The organism is Bacteroides ndongoniae (genome assembly GCF_900108345.1).
In the GTDB taxonomy this organism is placed as follows: domain Bacteria; phylum Bacteroidota; class Bacteroidia; order Bacteroidales; family Bacteroidaceae; genus Bacteroides; species Bacteroides ndongoniae.
This window is the reverse complement of sequence record NZ_FNVV01000014.1, coordinates 949,527-965,331: the sequence shown is the minus strand read 5'-3', so window position 1 is coordinate 965,331 and position 15,805 is coordinate 949,527. Positions and strand designations below refer to the sequence as shown.

The following is a 15,805-nucleotide window of genomic DNA, read 5'->3' as shown; positions in this document are numbered from 1 at the left end:
TTTAAATGTTACAGTTTAAATTTCGGAGCTTTGCGATAAACTTTTTCATTGAACTGATAGAGGGCAGCACCTCGTTTCGAACTTGTTTTGTCTATGAGGTCTGTTTTCTCTATATAATCCATTTCTGCTATCCGTTTGCGGAAGTTCCGTTTGTCTATGGCTTCTCCATAAATGGCTTCGTACAAGCTTTGCAGTTGTGATAAGGTGAATAATTTAGGCAGAAGATTGAAGCCGATAGGAGCAACCGATGCTTTTTGTTGCATGAGGGCACGTGCTTGCTCTACCATTGCTTGGTGATCGAATATCAATGGTGGAAGTTCATTTATATTAACCCAAAATGCATTGTGTCTTTGTACTAGTTCGCGGTCGTATTCGTTGATGTTGATAAGTGCATAATAGGCAATGGACACAACTCGTTCGCCTGGGTCACGGTCTATAGCTCCAAAAGAGCTGACTTGTTCCATATATACTTGATCCAATCCGGTGAGTTCTGCTAAAACTCGTTTCGCTGCATCGTCTACACTCTCATTCTCTTGAACGAATCCACCCATTAGTGACCATTCGCCTAATGCAGGTTCAAAATTTCGTTTCAGGAGTAATAAATTCAGTTCTCCTTCATAAAATCCAAAAATGATACAGTCTACAGATACGTAGAACTTAGGATTGATGCTGTAATAATTGCTCATTGATAAATGCACTGTTAAGTGAGTAATACAACTTTCGCAACATTTATAATTAGGAGTTTTGTAACTCCTAATTATAAATATGATTTCTATTCGTGAAATGTGAACATTTCATGAAATTACCAGAAGTAGGCATAGAACAAAGCGCAGAGGATGATTACGCCCAAAGTAGCGATAACATCCCATTTGTTCCAGCTCTTCGCGATTTCTTCTTTGTAGCTTCCGGTAAATGTAATGGCTTCTATCTGTTCTGCTGTAGGTTTCGGAGTGAAGCAAGAAACAACTGCCATCAATACAAGCAGGAATACTAATAACCAGACTTCGAAGATCAGCCAGTTTGTTTGCCAGAACCATGAGGTGTATTCCCAGAAGGCGCCGTCCATAGTGGCTTTACCGGAATCTGTGATAACATTGGTAAGCAAACGTACCATACCAATCAGAAAACCGCCGATAAGTCCCCATTCACCAGCTTTGGGAGTAATTCTTTTGGAGAATATACCCAATGTGAATACGGCTACCATAGCAGGAGCGATTAATGATTGGATATCTTGCAGATACGAGTACAGGTTACCCATATTCATCATGATAGGCATCCATGCCAATCCCAGAAGAACTACAACGACAGTTGCGATACGGCCTACAAGTACGTAATGGCTTTCGCTCATGCCTTTTTTCATAGGTTTGTAGAAATCTTCTGTAAATAAGGTAGCGCAGCTATTGAAGAATGCGGCCAAAGATGCAACAAGGGCGCAGATAAATCCGATAGTAACAATACCTTTGACACCTGCGGGCAATATGTTTTTCACCATCATGGCAAATGCACCGTCTGTGTCATGAGTATTGGTAATATCCATAACGATACCACTACCAGTCTTCTGTGCAAGTGCGTAAGCTACCATTCCAGGAATCAGGAACATAAATACGGGTAACAATTTAAAGTATCCGGCAGCAATACTACCACGACGAGCACGTTTCATTACTACATCATTGGCCTCTCCTTTTTGTTGACCCAATACACGTTGCACGATATGCTGGTCGGTACACCAATACCAAAAACCGATGATAGAAGCACCAAGGAAAACTACATATCCGGGGAATTGCTGATACATAGGATCGGCGGGATCGGTATGGAACATGTGGGTTGTACCAAAACCGTCGTGAGCAGCGTTACATACAGCCATCATTTGTGACCATCCTTCGCTTATGCTGCCATCTCCTAACATGTTAAGACCCAGGAACAAAACAAGGAAAGAACCGATGATAAGAATCGGAGTCTGAATGGCAGACAAAGTCATTACGCCTTTCATACCTCCAAAGACCGTAAACACTGCAGTAACAACAATCAGACCAATGGCACCATACCAGAACGGTAGACCGAGAAGGTATTCAAAGAAAATACCACCTGTGAAAGCTGTTACAGAAACTTTTGTCAGGACGTATGCGATCAGCGTGATGATTGACAGCCAAGAACCGGTACGTTGTGTATAGCGGAACTTCAGGAAGTCGGGCATTGTGATGATTTTACCCATTTTGTTGTTCAACAATTGATAAAATGGTACGAACAACCATCCCAAGATAAGTATCATCCAGCCTTGCATTTCCCAGTGTGCCATTCCTACACCGTCTTTAGCTCCAGTACCTGCAAGACCTACCAGGTGTTCTGATCCAATATTGGCTGCGAAAATAGCTGCACCAATAATATACCAAGGTTCACCTTTTCCAAAGAGGTAGTCCTGACTGTCGGCTCCTTTCATCTTTTCTTTGTCTTTCTTTATGGCATGACAAATTGCCCATACGATAGCAATGATGCCAACGGCAAGAACAGCCCAATCGAGCCAGATAAATTCATTTGTATTCCAATTCATAATTGCTCAATGTTTTATAGTATTAAATTAAGATTTATTTCTCTACACCGAATTTAAAGATACATTCGCTGTTGTAAGTTTGACCTGGCTCAAGGATTACAGAAGGCCACTCGGGCTTATTGGGGCTATCAGGATAGTGTTGTGTTTCCAGACAAACAGAGGCACGTTGATTATATACTATACCTTTCTTTCCTGTAACAGTTCCGTCAAGGAAATTACCGGAATATACTTGGATTCCTGGCTCGTTGGTATATACTTCCAGCGTGATGCCGGTTTCGGGTGATGTCAGTTTTGCCGCCAGCTTGGTGATATCGCCATTGGTATTTAATACCCAATTGTGGTCATATCCGTTTCCGTTTTTCAATTGGATAAAGTCGTAATTATTGATATCTTGTCCTACAGCTTTAGGAGTTGTAAAGTCCATAGGAGTATCTTTCACAGGCAGAATTTCTCCAGTGGTCATGAATGTGCTGTCAACAGGAGTATAGTTGTCTGCATTTACATATAAGATGTGGTCTGTTGCTGCTTTGGCAGGATTTCCCGACAAGTTGAAATAAGAATGGTTGGTCATATTAATAACAGTTTTCTTGTCGGTAGTTGCACTGTATTTGATGTCAATGGCATTGTCTTCTGTCAGTTTGTAGGTTACTTTGGCTGTAACATTACCGGGGAAGTTTTCATCTCCATCAGGTGAAATACGTGTCAATTCCAATGTCGTGCCGTCAATAGGGTTGGCATTATATACTTGATATTGCCATCCTTTAGGACCGCCATGCAGGCAATGTCCGAAATTGTTTTGGGGCAGTTGTATAGTGTCTCCATCCAATACAATCCGGCCTTGGTTGATTCGGTTTGCATAACGTCCGATAGAAGCTCCAAAATCGCTCGGAACATTAATGTAGTCGGCGATGCTGTCGAATCCTAAAACCACATCTTGCATATTTCCGTTTTTATCAGGAACCATTATGGAAACAATACGGCCACCGAAGTTCGTGATACAAACTTCCATTCCAGCTTTATTCTTTAATGTATAAAGGTTGGTTTGGGCGTTGTTTACCTCTGTTTGAAACTTTGTGGGATTTAAACCGGATAAGGTAAGCTGAGTTTCCGGTTTCTGTGTGCAGGATGCTAATATACATGCAGCTATTCCTGCTGAAAGAAAGTAATTCTTCATGGCGTTATTTTTATTTGTGAATTAGATGTTTATCTTATTTCGGGTGTAAAAGTAACACTTTTATTTGGTGTGAGGTATACACTTCTGTATGTTATGTAACATATTATGTGAAAAAAATGCCTGGAGCAGTCAAGACATCCAGGCAATTCTCCTTATATAAATGAGCGATTATTTATTCTTCTTACCCCAATAAGTTTTAAAATTATCTCCGTAACCGGCGTAAACGATGGTGTGTGTTCTGGGAGTTGATTCCCAGTCTGTCTCACGTTTTAAATAAAGCTCGATTCCATTAGCCGTTAAAATCTGTTTCTCTGCATCGTAACTCCATGTACCACCTTTCCAAGTTCCTTCTGTAATAGTATGGTCGGCGGCTAATGTCATTGTTGCTGCAGATTTCTGTTCACCATAGCTATAAGAAAGATCGATATGTTCCCATTTTCCAATTAACTCTTCTTCTTTGATAGTCACTTGTGGAACGGCACCATAGCGCTCGGGCATTACTAAAGGCCATCCGTCTTTGGTCCATAAGATGCTGCGGACATGTCCTAACATGACTGCGTTATCTATATTTGCAGGTAAACGTCCTTGTGAAGAATAGTACCAGTGGCCATTGCCATCGTTAAAGATTGCGCAATGAGAGAGGCCGACCCAACCATCGCTATTGGCAAATTTATAGGGGTGGGTAACTACAGGTAGCATATCTGCTCCTTCAGTGACATTAGCACCATCAATGCCCAAATAGGGACCGGTAATGTTTTTGGAACGTGCAACTCGGGTGTTATAAGGAACATCCAATGCATCATAGGCTACAAACAGATAATAATACCCGGTATTGGGGTTGTATACAATTTCAGGACCTTCGCTTGCTTGCCAGCGATTACCCATTTCTCGGGTTGCTATCAGTTGACCATATGCGGCAATATCTTCATTAGTTCCCCATGGGTTGGGTAGTTCAGCCTTAACTTTTCCAGTTTCTGCATTCAGTTCGACTAAAGCGATACCACTGTTCCATGATCCGTAAATCAAATAATGTTTTCCATCTTCTGCAATGATATAACTGGGGTCAATGGCATTCCATTTATAATAGCAGTTTGCCCAATCATTTGGTGCAACATGAAAATTTAGACCTTTATCAGATGCATTGGTAATGACATATCCTTTGTCTACCCAGCCATTATTATTAGAAGGATCGGTGTTTTCCATCATACCGATAAAAGCTCGTTCTGCCCACGAATTTTCTCCATCAATATTTCCGGGACATACAATCGAGTAATACATGCGGTAAAGACCGTCTTTAACTTTTCGTACGCATGGAGCCCAATAGCCGAATTCATCTGTATTGGGAGTGGCCTCTTTCAGTCCCATATCTGTACGGATTTCGTTTAGTTTAGGTATTACCCATTCCGGTAATGATTGCATTGTTCCTCCTAAATACTCCCAATTAACTAAATCCTTAGAACGTCGTGCGTGGAAATGACCACCTGCAGTATGTTTATTGTCATATGAAGCGTCTGTCTGATACATATAGTAATAGCCGTCTTCTGCCAATACTACTGAAGGATCGTGCACATTGGACAGATTCCATTGATCACGTAAATCCCACGAAGCTATCGAACGATAATCATCTAAATATTGTGGTGCCTGATAATTGATTAACTCATTATCTTCCAAACCCTCAGAAGGCATAATCTGAATATCTGAAGAGTATAAAGTTTCTCCTTGATAAATGCAGATATAAGCCCGTACGTGGTAAGTAGTATAAGGAGTAAGCCCATCAATTGTGGCTGATACAGTACCGTTGGTTAAAGTCGATTTAATTGTAGCATCGTAAATCGTAGGATTCTCATGAAGGCTATAGCAGAATCCTGCACTAACATAGCGTATATCATCGCGTAAATCGAAAGTACAACTTACCGACACACTTTTTAAAGTAGCTTCTGTAGCGACTGGTTCTTCAATGATAACTCCTGTCTCTCCATAATTGTTTTCATCGTCGCTGCACGCTCCCATAGTGAGAGCGGCTGCGAACAATAAACTAATCCATTTATAATGTTTCATAATAGTTGGCTTTAATTGATATTTTATACTTTCATTAATTACCACTTTCATTGATTATCAGTTTGCTTCTGTTGAAGTGGCAGTTAATTCCCAACCACTATTTTGTCCCAAATTAGGAAGACGTTTTACTTCATCGTCAGGAATTGGGAAATAATAATTCTTTGGACTGTTGAATGCGCGTGAAGTGTAAGTTTCCGAGTAGCCGTAATTATATACAGTACCTGCATTGGGGGTAATTTGTACTCCATATAAATTGTATACTTGCTGATAATAAGGCTTGTTTTGTTCACTAGCGGCTGTAACTCCTTCGAACAGTTTCCAACGGCGTTCATCAAAGAATCGGTGGTCCTCAAAACATAATTCAATACGACGTTCATTACGAATGCGTTCCCGCAGTTTGTCTTGTGTCATATTACTATAAGCTGGCATGCCTACACGTGCACGTACCTGATTGACATATTCGTATGCTTCAGAAGTACGTCCTGCTTCGTTCAATGCTTCTGCTGCGTTTAACAGAACTTCTGCATAGCGGAAGATCGGACAAGCATGTGTGTAGGTGGTAGGGCTTTTCCATGACATGTTATTGAGGAACTTTTTAGTATAATATCCAGTTACGGTACCACCATGCAATTCCTGATAATCTAAACCTGTACCATACGTAATATCTACCATACGTTCTTCTTCTTGTTCGGGGTCACCCCAGATAGAACCATGATGCAGAATGGTCTGTTCAAGGCGTGGATCCCGGTTTACATATGGATTTTGTGGATCATAACTGGGATCTTGGTCGATGGGAAGTCCATTGATAGTTTCATAGCTGTCTACCAGATTTTGGGTCGGATTGGTACGTCCAGTAGAATTAGCAGATCCGCTAAATCCACAAGGTGCTAAAAATTCTTCAATAGCCCGTGTTTGCCATTCAGAGCGACTTAAAATATATTCGTTATTCAAGTGCGGAGTTGACACAAAACATTGATAATAGTTTTGTTCGGGATCTCCGATGTCATAAAGCCGGTACGGATTACTCTGTGTCGCATTTTTGCGAATAAAGTCAAGAGCTGCTTCTGCGGCGGCTTCCCATTGACTCTGGTCATTTGAAGGATTGTTTAAAGGAGAAGCTTTATAGAGTAGGGCTCTGGCTTTTAATGCATAAGCTGAAGCTCCATTTACACGTCCCCAATTAAGTTCTTCCTGTGCATAGCGGAACGGCAAAACATCTTTTACTTTGTCACATTCGTCTGCAATCCATTGCAATGCATCAGCAGCGGGTGTGCGAGGCTGGTTCATAGCTTCTGTATTAGTTGTCTCAAAAATGATTGGGTTGCCTTCTGCATCATCGCCGACGATAGGTATTGCTCCAAAGTAGCTGACCAAATCAAAATGGAATATGGCACGTAAAAAACGTGCTTCAGCCATGTTACGATCGTATAAACGGTTGTTATCATCATTGGTCTCTTCATTACCGATTACACTTTCTTTTGCATAGGTCAGAAAGTTGTTGGCTGCACGAATGGCCTGGAAATTGCGTGACCAAAAGTAATTAGCAAACTGATGGTTAGTTGCATCATATGAATCACGTAATACGCTATGGTAATAATGCACATTCCAAAAAGAGATGGCGTTATCTGTCATACAGTCGCGTGAAGCTCCACGGTATTGCCCGTCTGTATAACCAACAAATGCATCTGGTAAATAGGTATAGATGTTTGCGAGCAAGCCGCGCGTATTTTCGGCTTTGTCAAAAACGTCTTCGGCTCCAAGAGTTAGATCTACTTCTTTGTCAAGGAATCCGCTGCAGGCGGTGAAGTTCACCGCCAGCAGGGTTGCTGCCATATATTTGATGTATTTCTTCATATTATTAATATTTATTTGTTAGAATCCTATATTGACACCAAAAGTGAATGTACGAGTTTTGGGATACCACCATACGTAACTCATCGGTTTTTCAGGATCAAGTCCGTCAGGCAGACCGCTCCATGTATAAAGGTTATAACCACTAAAATAGAAACGGCATTTAGTCATACAAGCTTTGGCTATTAATTTTTTAGGTAGAGAATAGCCGATTTCTATATTACGCAATGAGAGGAAGTTACCATTCACAATCCAGATATCATTTTGATATGTACCTGTATCGCGGTCTGAGTCAATAGCGTTGAATCCGCCGTATGTCGGGCGGGGATATTTGGCATTGACGTTTCGTGGATCGTTCGGATCATCAGTATAATATCCCCAAGAATTAACTACTTCATGAGTACCCATGTTACTCCAACCAGAGTAGGATAATGCAGGAGAAAGGAATACGTCACGATTTAAATAGGCTGTCAGTACAGCACGTGCATCAAAACCTTTATAGCTGAAACCGAATGTCAAGGTAGGAATTAACTCAGGTATTACAGTATAAGTGTCTGGTACCATGTCATTCGAATCGATCATACGGTCTCCATTTAAGTCTTTAAATACGGCTGTTCCTAGTTTTTGAGCTCCGTTTGATGCACTATTATACGGATATTTTTCCGGATGGTCGATTGCATCCTGCTGACTGGTAGCAATCAGATTGGGGTCTGAAGCCCATTGTACGAACTTGTAGCGATTCCATCCTCCAACAGTATTGTTGAATGAGCTTTCGTATAGGGCTTGTACAGAAGTGTAGTCAAGAATACGATTACCAGTCTTACGTTGCCACTCTACGTTCGGTTCCGTTTCGTCCATTTCAGTGATCTTGTTAGTGTTGTAGGTTACCATACCTTGGAGGTAATAGCTGAAATCGCCGATGTGGTTCTGATGTCCTATTGTAACTTCAAAACCTTTGGTTTCAGCCTTACCGTATGAATCTTGAGCTACACTGATACCAAGCATGTCAGGTACACTTGTACGTGTTACCAAAATATTGGATCTCCATTCTTTGAAGGCGTCGATAGAACCATATAATTTTTTGTTCCAAAAATCAAAGTCCAGACCTAGGTTCAACATATCAGAAATTTCCCATTTGTTGTTGGCATTTCCTGCCATAGTCTCTGCAAATCCGTTTACATATGAACCCGAATAACCGAATCCATACCCTGTAGATGAGCCATATGTATTCTGGTAGGGGTAGCGTCCGGCTCCAGTAACTGCTTGTCCGGCACGTCCATAAGAAACGCGGAGTTTTAACATATCTATTTTATCGTTTTTCAACCAAGGTTCTTCTGATGCAACCCAGCCTCCTGATACGCCATAGAATGTACCCCAGCGTTCATCTTTACGGAAATTGTCGCTACCCATGCGTGAAATGTTGCCAGAGAAAATGTAACGGTTAGCATAATCGTATGTCAGTTGGCCGTTCCACGATAAATAACGATTCGAAGAATTATATTGTGCATTATTAGGTTCCAGCACATTGTTTTGATTCCGATAAGAACGGGCAAAAGCACGTGCACTAATGTTGTGATTGCCGAAGCTGTTCTCATAGCTGAAGCCTCCCAACATATTCAGGTTGTAATAGTGAGCACGCTGATTACCACCACTACCTGATGTGTAATGCAAAGCGGTATATGAAGAAAACTTGGTATATTCTATCTGTGAGATATCGCTTACATTCAGGTTGGCATAATCATAATTATATGAATTGATGTCATTGGCTTGTGTTGTCTGGAACACTTCATACGAGTCGAAACTTACGGTTGCATTTACTTTCAGCCCAGGAAGAATCTTTTTCAAATCGCCGTTAACAGTTACTGTTGAATAGAGGTTACGGCGTCTGTTCTTATCTTGACCGGATGAGGCTAATAAGCGTCCTGCGTTATTTGCTGTAGACGAAGCATATATTTCTCCGTTTGGACAGTATACAGGTTCCATAGGATTAGCTTCAACGGCACCAAATGTTGTCAGATTGAATACCGATGTGAGCGGTTGTGAAATATTATCGATACGTCCGCCTAAATCCAATGATACATTCAAATATTCATTGACATCAATATCAAGATTAGAACGTAAGTTCCAACGATTCAACATGTGTGTCGTATTATAATCTTTGTTATAATTGGTCCATTTGTCATTCCACATACCTTCCTGACGGAGATAAGAAAATGATACGTAGTAGCGTGCACGGTCGTTACCTCCGTTAATCTGTAAGTTTGTTTTGTACATAGGAGCTGTTTCGCGATACAATTCATCAAACCAATTGGTATTGAAGTATTTGTACTGGTCCATTCCGGTCAACTGTTCTCCTTCGCACACACGACGGTACATTTCTATTTGCTCATTGGTATACATGGGTTGTAATCCGTCAAGATAACGTACGCGATTACGTGTTAGTGCCATGTTATATGAGTTCTGGTTTTCCATTTTGTTACTTAACATTTGGAATCCGACCTCTTGAGTAAAATTAACGTTTGTTTTACCAGCTTCTCCACGTTTAGTAGTGACAATGATGGCACCATTGGCTCCTCGCATACCATAAATAGCAGTTGCCGCAGCATCTTTCAGAATTGTAATGTTTTCGATGGGGAATGCATCTAGAAATGAAAGGTCGCGTTCAACGTTGTCTACCATTACCAGCGGAGCACGGGCACCACTGTTCATTGTACGAATACCGCGGATATACATAGCACTTTCTGTCCATCCCGGTTCAGATGACCATTCGTAAGTTTCTACACCATTAACTGTAGAAGTAAACGCATTCTGTAATACAGTAATAGGATGTTTTTGTAGTTCTTCTCCTGTAACAACCGAAGTTGCTTCTGTCATGATTTTACGTGTTTTGCGTCCGAACGGAACAGGCATAGTATGCAAATATTCATCAAGGTCTTCTTGAATTTCAATGTTGAAGTTTTCATTAAATTCTGCTGGAACCTGTACGTTTTTATATCCGACACAACTTACGCATATTTCATCAGTTGGCTTTACATTATTTAAGCTGAAATAGCCATCAGCGTCAGAAAGAACGATTCGACTTTCTTCTGCTACATTGATGACGGCACCAGCTACGGGCTTACCTTCTGTGTCTACAATACGGCCTTTTAATATTTGCGAGTTTTGCGCATATACGTTGGCTGCTGCAAACAATAATGTTGCCGTCAGCAGTGTTTTGCCTGCTTTGGCTGTTTTGGTTATGATATGATTAACTTTGTTCATATTCTTATCAGATTAAGATTAATTCCACCCCGGATTATTCTCTATTCCTGTTTTCCAGTATTCGGTTTCTGGAATTGGATAAAGGTACATCTTCTCTTCGAATACACGCTTTTGGGTTACTTTACGTGTGATAGTACCGTCGCTTGCTACATCAATTCCGATGATGTCGCGTCCTAAAGCTTGTTCGGCTACTCCCCAGCGGCGTACATCCCAGAACCGATGCTCTTCGAATGCTAATTCGATTGTCCGTTCTTTGTGGATGAAGTTACGCATAGCATCTTTTGTTTTTAGATCAGCACGGTCGGCTACATTACCTGTAATGCCAGCACGATGACGAATTTGGTCAAGAAGATTACATACTTCTTCGGTAGGACCCTCTACTTCGTTTAAGGCTTCTGCACGATTCAGTAGAATTTCTGCATATCGAATGTAAGTCCATAGACGGCGTGAGTTTCCACCATGCTCGTTGCTTAAAATCGTTTCAGGTATCAACTTGCGTACATAATAACCTGTTTGAGTTGCGTTGGCATTTCCTATCGGATTATCTCGTTGTCCGCGTACTACATTGATGACTCCGTTGCCCCAAGTTACTCCATTATATAGAATAGTCGCTTCTAGACGTTTGTCGCGGTTCTCCCACATGTGGGCATCACTATAGCCACTGGCTTCGTTAACGTCAGGAGTTGTTCCGTGATAAACGGGTGCACCTGTTTCATCGTATTCGGTGAATGGAGATGAACCGTCTATCATATCGTACATGTCAACTAGATTCTGTGAAGGGCATAAACCTCCATTTCCACCTTCTCCAACTGGAGTGTCATTAGCGATACCGCTCCAACCGATTGTTCCGTCATTACGATAGAAAATTATTTCTGTATTGTTTTCGGTATAAGGGGTCAGTAACCAAGCGTTGGTCAATGCTGCTTTGGGATCGGATTCATTAGTTATTAAAGCATAATTGCTTCCATAATCATCGATGAAACTTTGAGCTGCATCGGCTGCTTGCTGCCAGGTTATGCCAGACTCATTGCTATAACGTGGACTTGCCATGTAGAGCATGATATGGCTATATAGCGCACGTGCTACGGGCTGCATAATACGTCCTCCGTAAGTGCTTTCGGTATTGTATGTCATTAAACCACTTTCGCATTCCTGAAGCTCTTTGAGTACAAAGTCTACCACATATTCTTTTAAAGATGGGCGCTCTGTATAATCGCTTAATAGATCTCCGTCCGGATCAAGGACGGTAGTTACCAAAGGAATAGGACCATAACGTAAGAAAAGTTCCCAATAGAAATAAGCGCGGAAGAAACGTGCTTCTGAGATGTATTGTGTCTTTTGTCTCTGGTAGTTTTCTTCACTTAAATCGGTATCCTTAGGTACGTTTTCAATACGTTCAAGTATCATGTTACATTTACGGATAGCACGATAGTAATGTTCCCAAGTATCGGTCAATTCTGCTGCGCCTCCGCTTCCGTAGTAATTCCCAATGTTGAAAGTGGTACGTACTCCTCCGTTGGCATAACTGGTATGTCCCAGATCGGTTGCGGCATCGAGCCATGAGTTGTTGATGCGAAGTGCACCATGGCGCAGGAAGTTATATGTATCAAAATGGAATTGCTCCATCAGACCCCAATCGCTGAATACTTCGTCTCCTGTCAGCTCACCACTGGGTTGTTTATCCAGAAAGTCGCCAAACATTTCTTCACAAGAAGTCAGCGTAGTAGAAGCGATGGACAATGTGAATAGACTGTATAATAATGTTTTCTTCATAATATTTCTGTTAGAAATTAATGTTTACACCAAAGTTTACGGTTTTCATGATAGGATAACGGTTCGAACCATTACTTTCGGGGTCTGTCAATCCGTCCAGATGATCCCATGTTACCAGATTGTTTGCATTGACATAAAGGCGACAATTACTCATGCCTACTACTTTAATCCATTCTTTGGGTAAAGTATAACTCAGTTCGATGTTTTTCAAACGGACAAATGCACCGTTTTTCAAGAAGAATGAATTCTGTCGCTGGTTGTGATCGCCATAGCTGTCGTAATGGAGGAGGGGGTATTTGGCATTGGCCAAGTTGTATTCCTCGCTTTGTGCCGGATCCCAACGTTGCAGATGGTGTTCTTTCACTTTACCTCCGTTGACGAATGCATACATGGCCTCGGCATCGTAGTAACGGCTTACTTTGTTGACACCTTGGAACATGATACTGAATCCCCAGCCTTTGTAGTTGGCACCTAAAGTTAGGGCAAACATGTTCTCGGGTACATCACTATAGCCGATAAAGGTTTCATCACGTTCGTCAATGAATCCGTCGTTGTTCATATCGCGGTACTTCAAGTCACCGACTTTGACATCGCCGAATGTTGAAGTCGGTAATTGTCCGCCGTCGATATCGGCTTGTGTTACGAATCCGTCGCAAACTAGACCATAATACTGACCGATGGGGTGTCCTTCCTCTTTGCGGTATTCGGTCATCAGTGCAGGTTCGTCTTTCGAAGTGATTTCATTCTTGGCATGCGAGAAGGTGAAACCGACAGTATAATCGAAATCCTTACCGATTGTATTATGGTGTTTCAGCTCGATTTCATAACCCTTATTGGTTGTTTTTCCAAGGTTTCCTGCAGCCATGTTTACTCCTACCCATTCAGGGCGTGTCTGGTAAGTGGTCAAAATGTCGTTACGTTTTTCGTAGAAGACATCCACATTACCATTGAGTAAACCATTGAACAATCCGAATTCGATACCGAGATTGTATTTGTGAGCACGTTCCCAAGTTACTCTGTAGTTAGGATATTGTGCCTCGTAAATACCTGTCTGACCACTTGTTCCGAATGTATAGTCATTGGCTATCTGATTCCAAGCTTCTTCATAAAGGAAACGCTGAACTACGCCGTTCACGCTGTAGATATCGTTACCTACTTGTCCGTAGCTAGCACGTATTTTCAGATTATTCAGCCAGTTGCTGTACTTTTCCATGAAACTTTCGTTGCTGACACGCCATCCTACTGAGAATGCGGGGAAGAAACCGAAGCGTCTGCCCTTCATGAAGTTTTCAGATCCGTTGTAGCCGAAGTTTACTTCTGCCAGATATCGGTCATCGTAAACATAGGTAGCACGTCCTACCAGACCCTGATAGCGGCGGGCCAGTTCATCGTTTACGCGGTGATCGTTCTGGTTGTACAATACCATACCTGTTACATCGTGCTTGCCAAAGGTGCGAGCGTAGTTCACTTGGGCTTCCATATAGAGCTTGTAGTCGGCTGCATGCGATTGAGAACCGGCCAGTTCTCCGTCTGAGTTGAAGCGGTTCCATGATTTCAGTTCACTAGGGTTACTGGTGTCTGTCAGCTGATATGTGGCGAAACTCTTGCTGTAGAGTTTGCGATTATATGAGTCGTAGTCGAACGAAAGCATACCCTTGACACTTAAGCCAGGTGTCAGCCAATCCATCTTGTAGTCGGCGATGAAGTTGGTCTCGTTGATCGTATTGGTCGCACGGTAGAAGCCGGCTTCTGCCAGACGGCCTACGATGTTGTTCTGATATTGTGAAGTACCACCATAAATGGTCTCAGTCTTTTCGCCGTTCTGTACTTGGGCTGATACTGGGAAGAGCCAACCGGGAGTATGGTTCATTTCGTAGAAGATTTCGCTATAGCTACTCGATTCGTTTGAGTTGGGGCCTCCACGCTCTTCGAAACGAGTACCGAAGTTGACAGATACGGTCAAATCCTTGATCAGGAAAAAGTCCATATTAGCACGGAAGGCATAACGACGGAAGCTGGGACTTGAAGAGTTCCCATAGGCATCATTGCTTAAGTCTTTCACCAATCCTTGCTGGTCGTAGAGTTCGGCAGAGGCATAGTAACGCATACGTTTTGTACCACCACGCACACTGACGTTGTAGCGTTGGGCAGGAGCTGTGCTGTTCAATACTTCGTCATACCAGTCTACATTGGGGTAGAGCATGGCATCTACTCCGGTCAGTTCTCCGGCTACAGAGCGGCGGAACATTTCAATATCGGAAGCACTGTATTGCGAAGGAAGTCCGTCGTTGGCCAATGCTTCTTCGAGCAACATCACAGACTGATAAGAGTCCAGATACGTGTCTGTGCGGGTAGGGCTTTGGATTTGCCAGTTGGCTGTCAGGCTGACTTCGGGCTTTTGCTCTTTACCGCGTTTGGTGGTAATCAGCATAACGCCGTTTGCACCACGCACACCATAAACGGCCGTAGCCGAGGCGTCTTTCAATACAGAGATGGTCTCGATGTCATCGGGGGCAATTTGTGAGAACTCACGTTCTACTCCGTCGACCAACACCAGCGGTTGGGCATCGCCAGCGAAGGTTGCACGACCACGGATGTAAATTTGTGTGTCGTCCGAACCGGGTGCACCCGAGGTCTGCGAGGTGATCACACCTGCGATTTTACCAGAGATGGCTTGCGATACGTTGGCTGCGGGCGATTGCAACAGTTCCTTGTTCGAAACTTGCGAGATGGCGCCCACGACGCTTTCCTTTTTCTGAGCACCGTAACCTACTACAACGACTTCTTCCAGCATCTCGCTGTCTTCTTTCAGGGTGATGTTGAAAGATGTTTTTCCTTTTACGGGGACCTCCTGTGTGGTGTAGCCTACATAGCTGATTTGCAATACGGCATTGTCGTTGACAGTCAGTATGAATTTGCCGTCCAAGTCGGTAATTGTACCGTTGGTGGTTCCTTTTTCCAGTACACTGGCGCCGATGACGGTTTCACCTGTTCCGTCGGTTACGACACCACTAACTTGCTTGGTCTGTGCCCAAGCATTCATTCCTGCCAATAATAGAATTATTATCGGTAATAACCGTTGAAACTTTGCGCTCAACGCCTTATTCACTTTTATTCGATAGTGTTTCATACAGATTTAA

General features: G+C 42.5%; 8 protein-coding genes. All 8 read right to left on the bottom strand.

Annotated features, from left to right (window positions below; genetic code table 11):
• Nucleotides 1-8: 8 nt before the first annotated feature.
• On the bottom strand, nt 9-686 hold the full coding sequence (locus BQ5591_RS14955; protein ID WP_022162453.1) for an NUDIX hydrolase: 678 nt from the start codon (nt 684-686) through the stop codon (nt 9-11).
• A gap of 116 nt (nt 687-802) precedes the next feature.
• Nucleotides 803-2,548, bottom strand: coding sequence for a sodium:solute symporter (locus tag BQ5591_RS14950; protein WP_071149947.1), 1,746 nt, complete (start codon nt 2,546-2,548; stop codon nt 803-805).
• A 34-nt stretch (nt 2,549-2,582) separates the two neighbouring features.
• On the bottom strand, nt 2,583-3,722 hold the full coding sequence (locus BQ5591_RS14945) for an aldose epimerase family protein (protein ID WP_071149946.1): 1,140 nt from the start codon (nt 3,720-3,722) through the stop codon (nt 2,583-2,585).
• 168 nt (nt 3,723-3,890) lie between these two features.
• On the bottom strand, nt 3,891-5,780 hold the full coding sequence (locus BQ5591_RS14940; RefSeq protein WP_071150756.1) for an arabinan endo-1,5-alpha-L-arabinosidase: 1,890 nt from the start codon (nt 5,778-5,780) through the stop codon (nt 3,891-3,893).
• A gap of 57 nt (nt 5,781-5,837) precedes the next feature.
• Nucleotides 5,838-7,634: a RagB/SusD family nutrient uptake outer membrane protein gene (locus BQ5591_RS14935; protein WP_022162457.1), complete on the bottom strand. Its 1,797-nt coding sequence runs from the start codon at nt 7,632-7,634 to the stop codon at nt 5,838-5,840.
• Nucleotides 7,635-7,652: 18 nt separating this feature from the next.
• A complete protein-coding gene (locus BQ5591_RS14930; protein WP_071149945.1) occupies nt 7,653-10,892 on the bottom strand; it encodes a SusC/RagA family TonB-linked outer membrane protein in 3,240 nt (1,079 codons plus the stop codon).
• 18 nt (nt 10,893-10,910) lie between these two features.
• A complete protein-coding gene (locus BQ5591_RS14925; protein WP_071149944.1) occupies nt 10,911-12,665 on the bottom strand; it encodes a RagB/SusD family nutrient uptake outer membrane protein in 1,755 nt (584 codons plus the stop codon).
• Nucleotides 12,666-12,675: 10 nt separating this feature from the next.
• A complete protein-coding gene (locus BQ5591_RS14920; RefSeq protein WP_235817132.1) occupies nt 12,676-15,708 on the bottom strand; it encodes a SusC/RagA family TonB-linked outer membrane protein in 3,033 nt (1,010 codons plus the stop codon).
• Nucleotides 15,709-15,805 lie beyond the last annotated feature (97 nt).

Bases quoted from the DNA above. Each gene is read 5' to 3' on its own strand.
- BQ5591_RS14930 (WP_071149945.1), bottom strand. From the start codon at position 10,892: ATGAACAAAGTTAATCATATCATAACCAAAACAGCCAAAGCAGGCAAA.
- BQ5591_RS14955 (WP_022162453.1), bottom strand. From the start codon at position 686: ATGAGCAATTATTACAGCATCAATCCTAAGTTCTACGTATCTGTAGAC.
- BQ5591_RS14950 (WP_071149947.1), bottom strand. From the start codon at position 2,548: ATGAATTGGAATACAAATGAATTTATCTGGCTCGATTGGGCTGTTCTT.
- BQ5591_RS14935 (WP_022162457.1), bottom strand. From the start codon at position 7,634: ATGAAGAAATACATCAAATATATGGCAGCAACCCTGCTGGCGGTGAAC.
- BQ5591_RS14920 (WP_235817132.1), bottom strand. From the start codon at position 15,708: ATGAATGCTTGGGCACAGACCAAGCAAGTTAGTGGTGTCGTAACCGAC.
- BQ5591_RS14940 (WP_071150756.1), bottom strand. From the start codon at position 5,780: ATGAAACATTATAAATGGATTAGTTTATTGTTCGCAGCCGCTCTCACT.
- BQ5591_RS14925 (WP_071149944.1), bottom strand. From the start codon at position 12,665: ATGAAGAAAACATTATTATACAGTCTATTCACATTGTCCATCGCTTCT.
- BQ5591_RS14945 (WP_071149946.1), bottom strand. From the start codon at position 3,722: ATGAAGAATTACTTTCTTTCAGCAGGAATAGCTGCATGTATATTAGCA.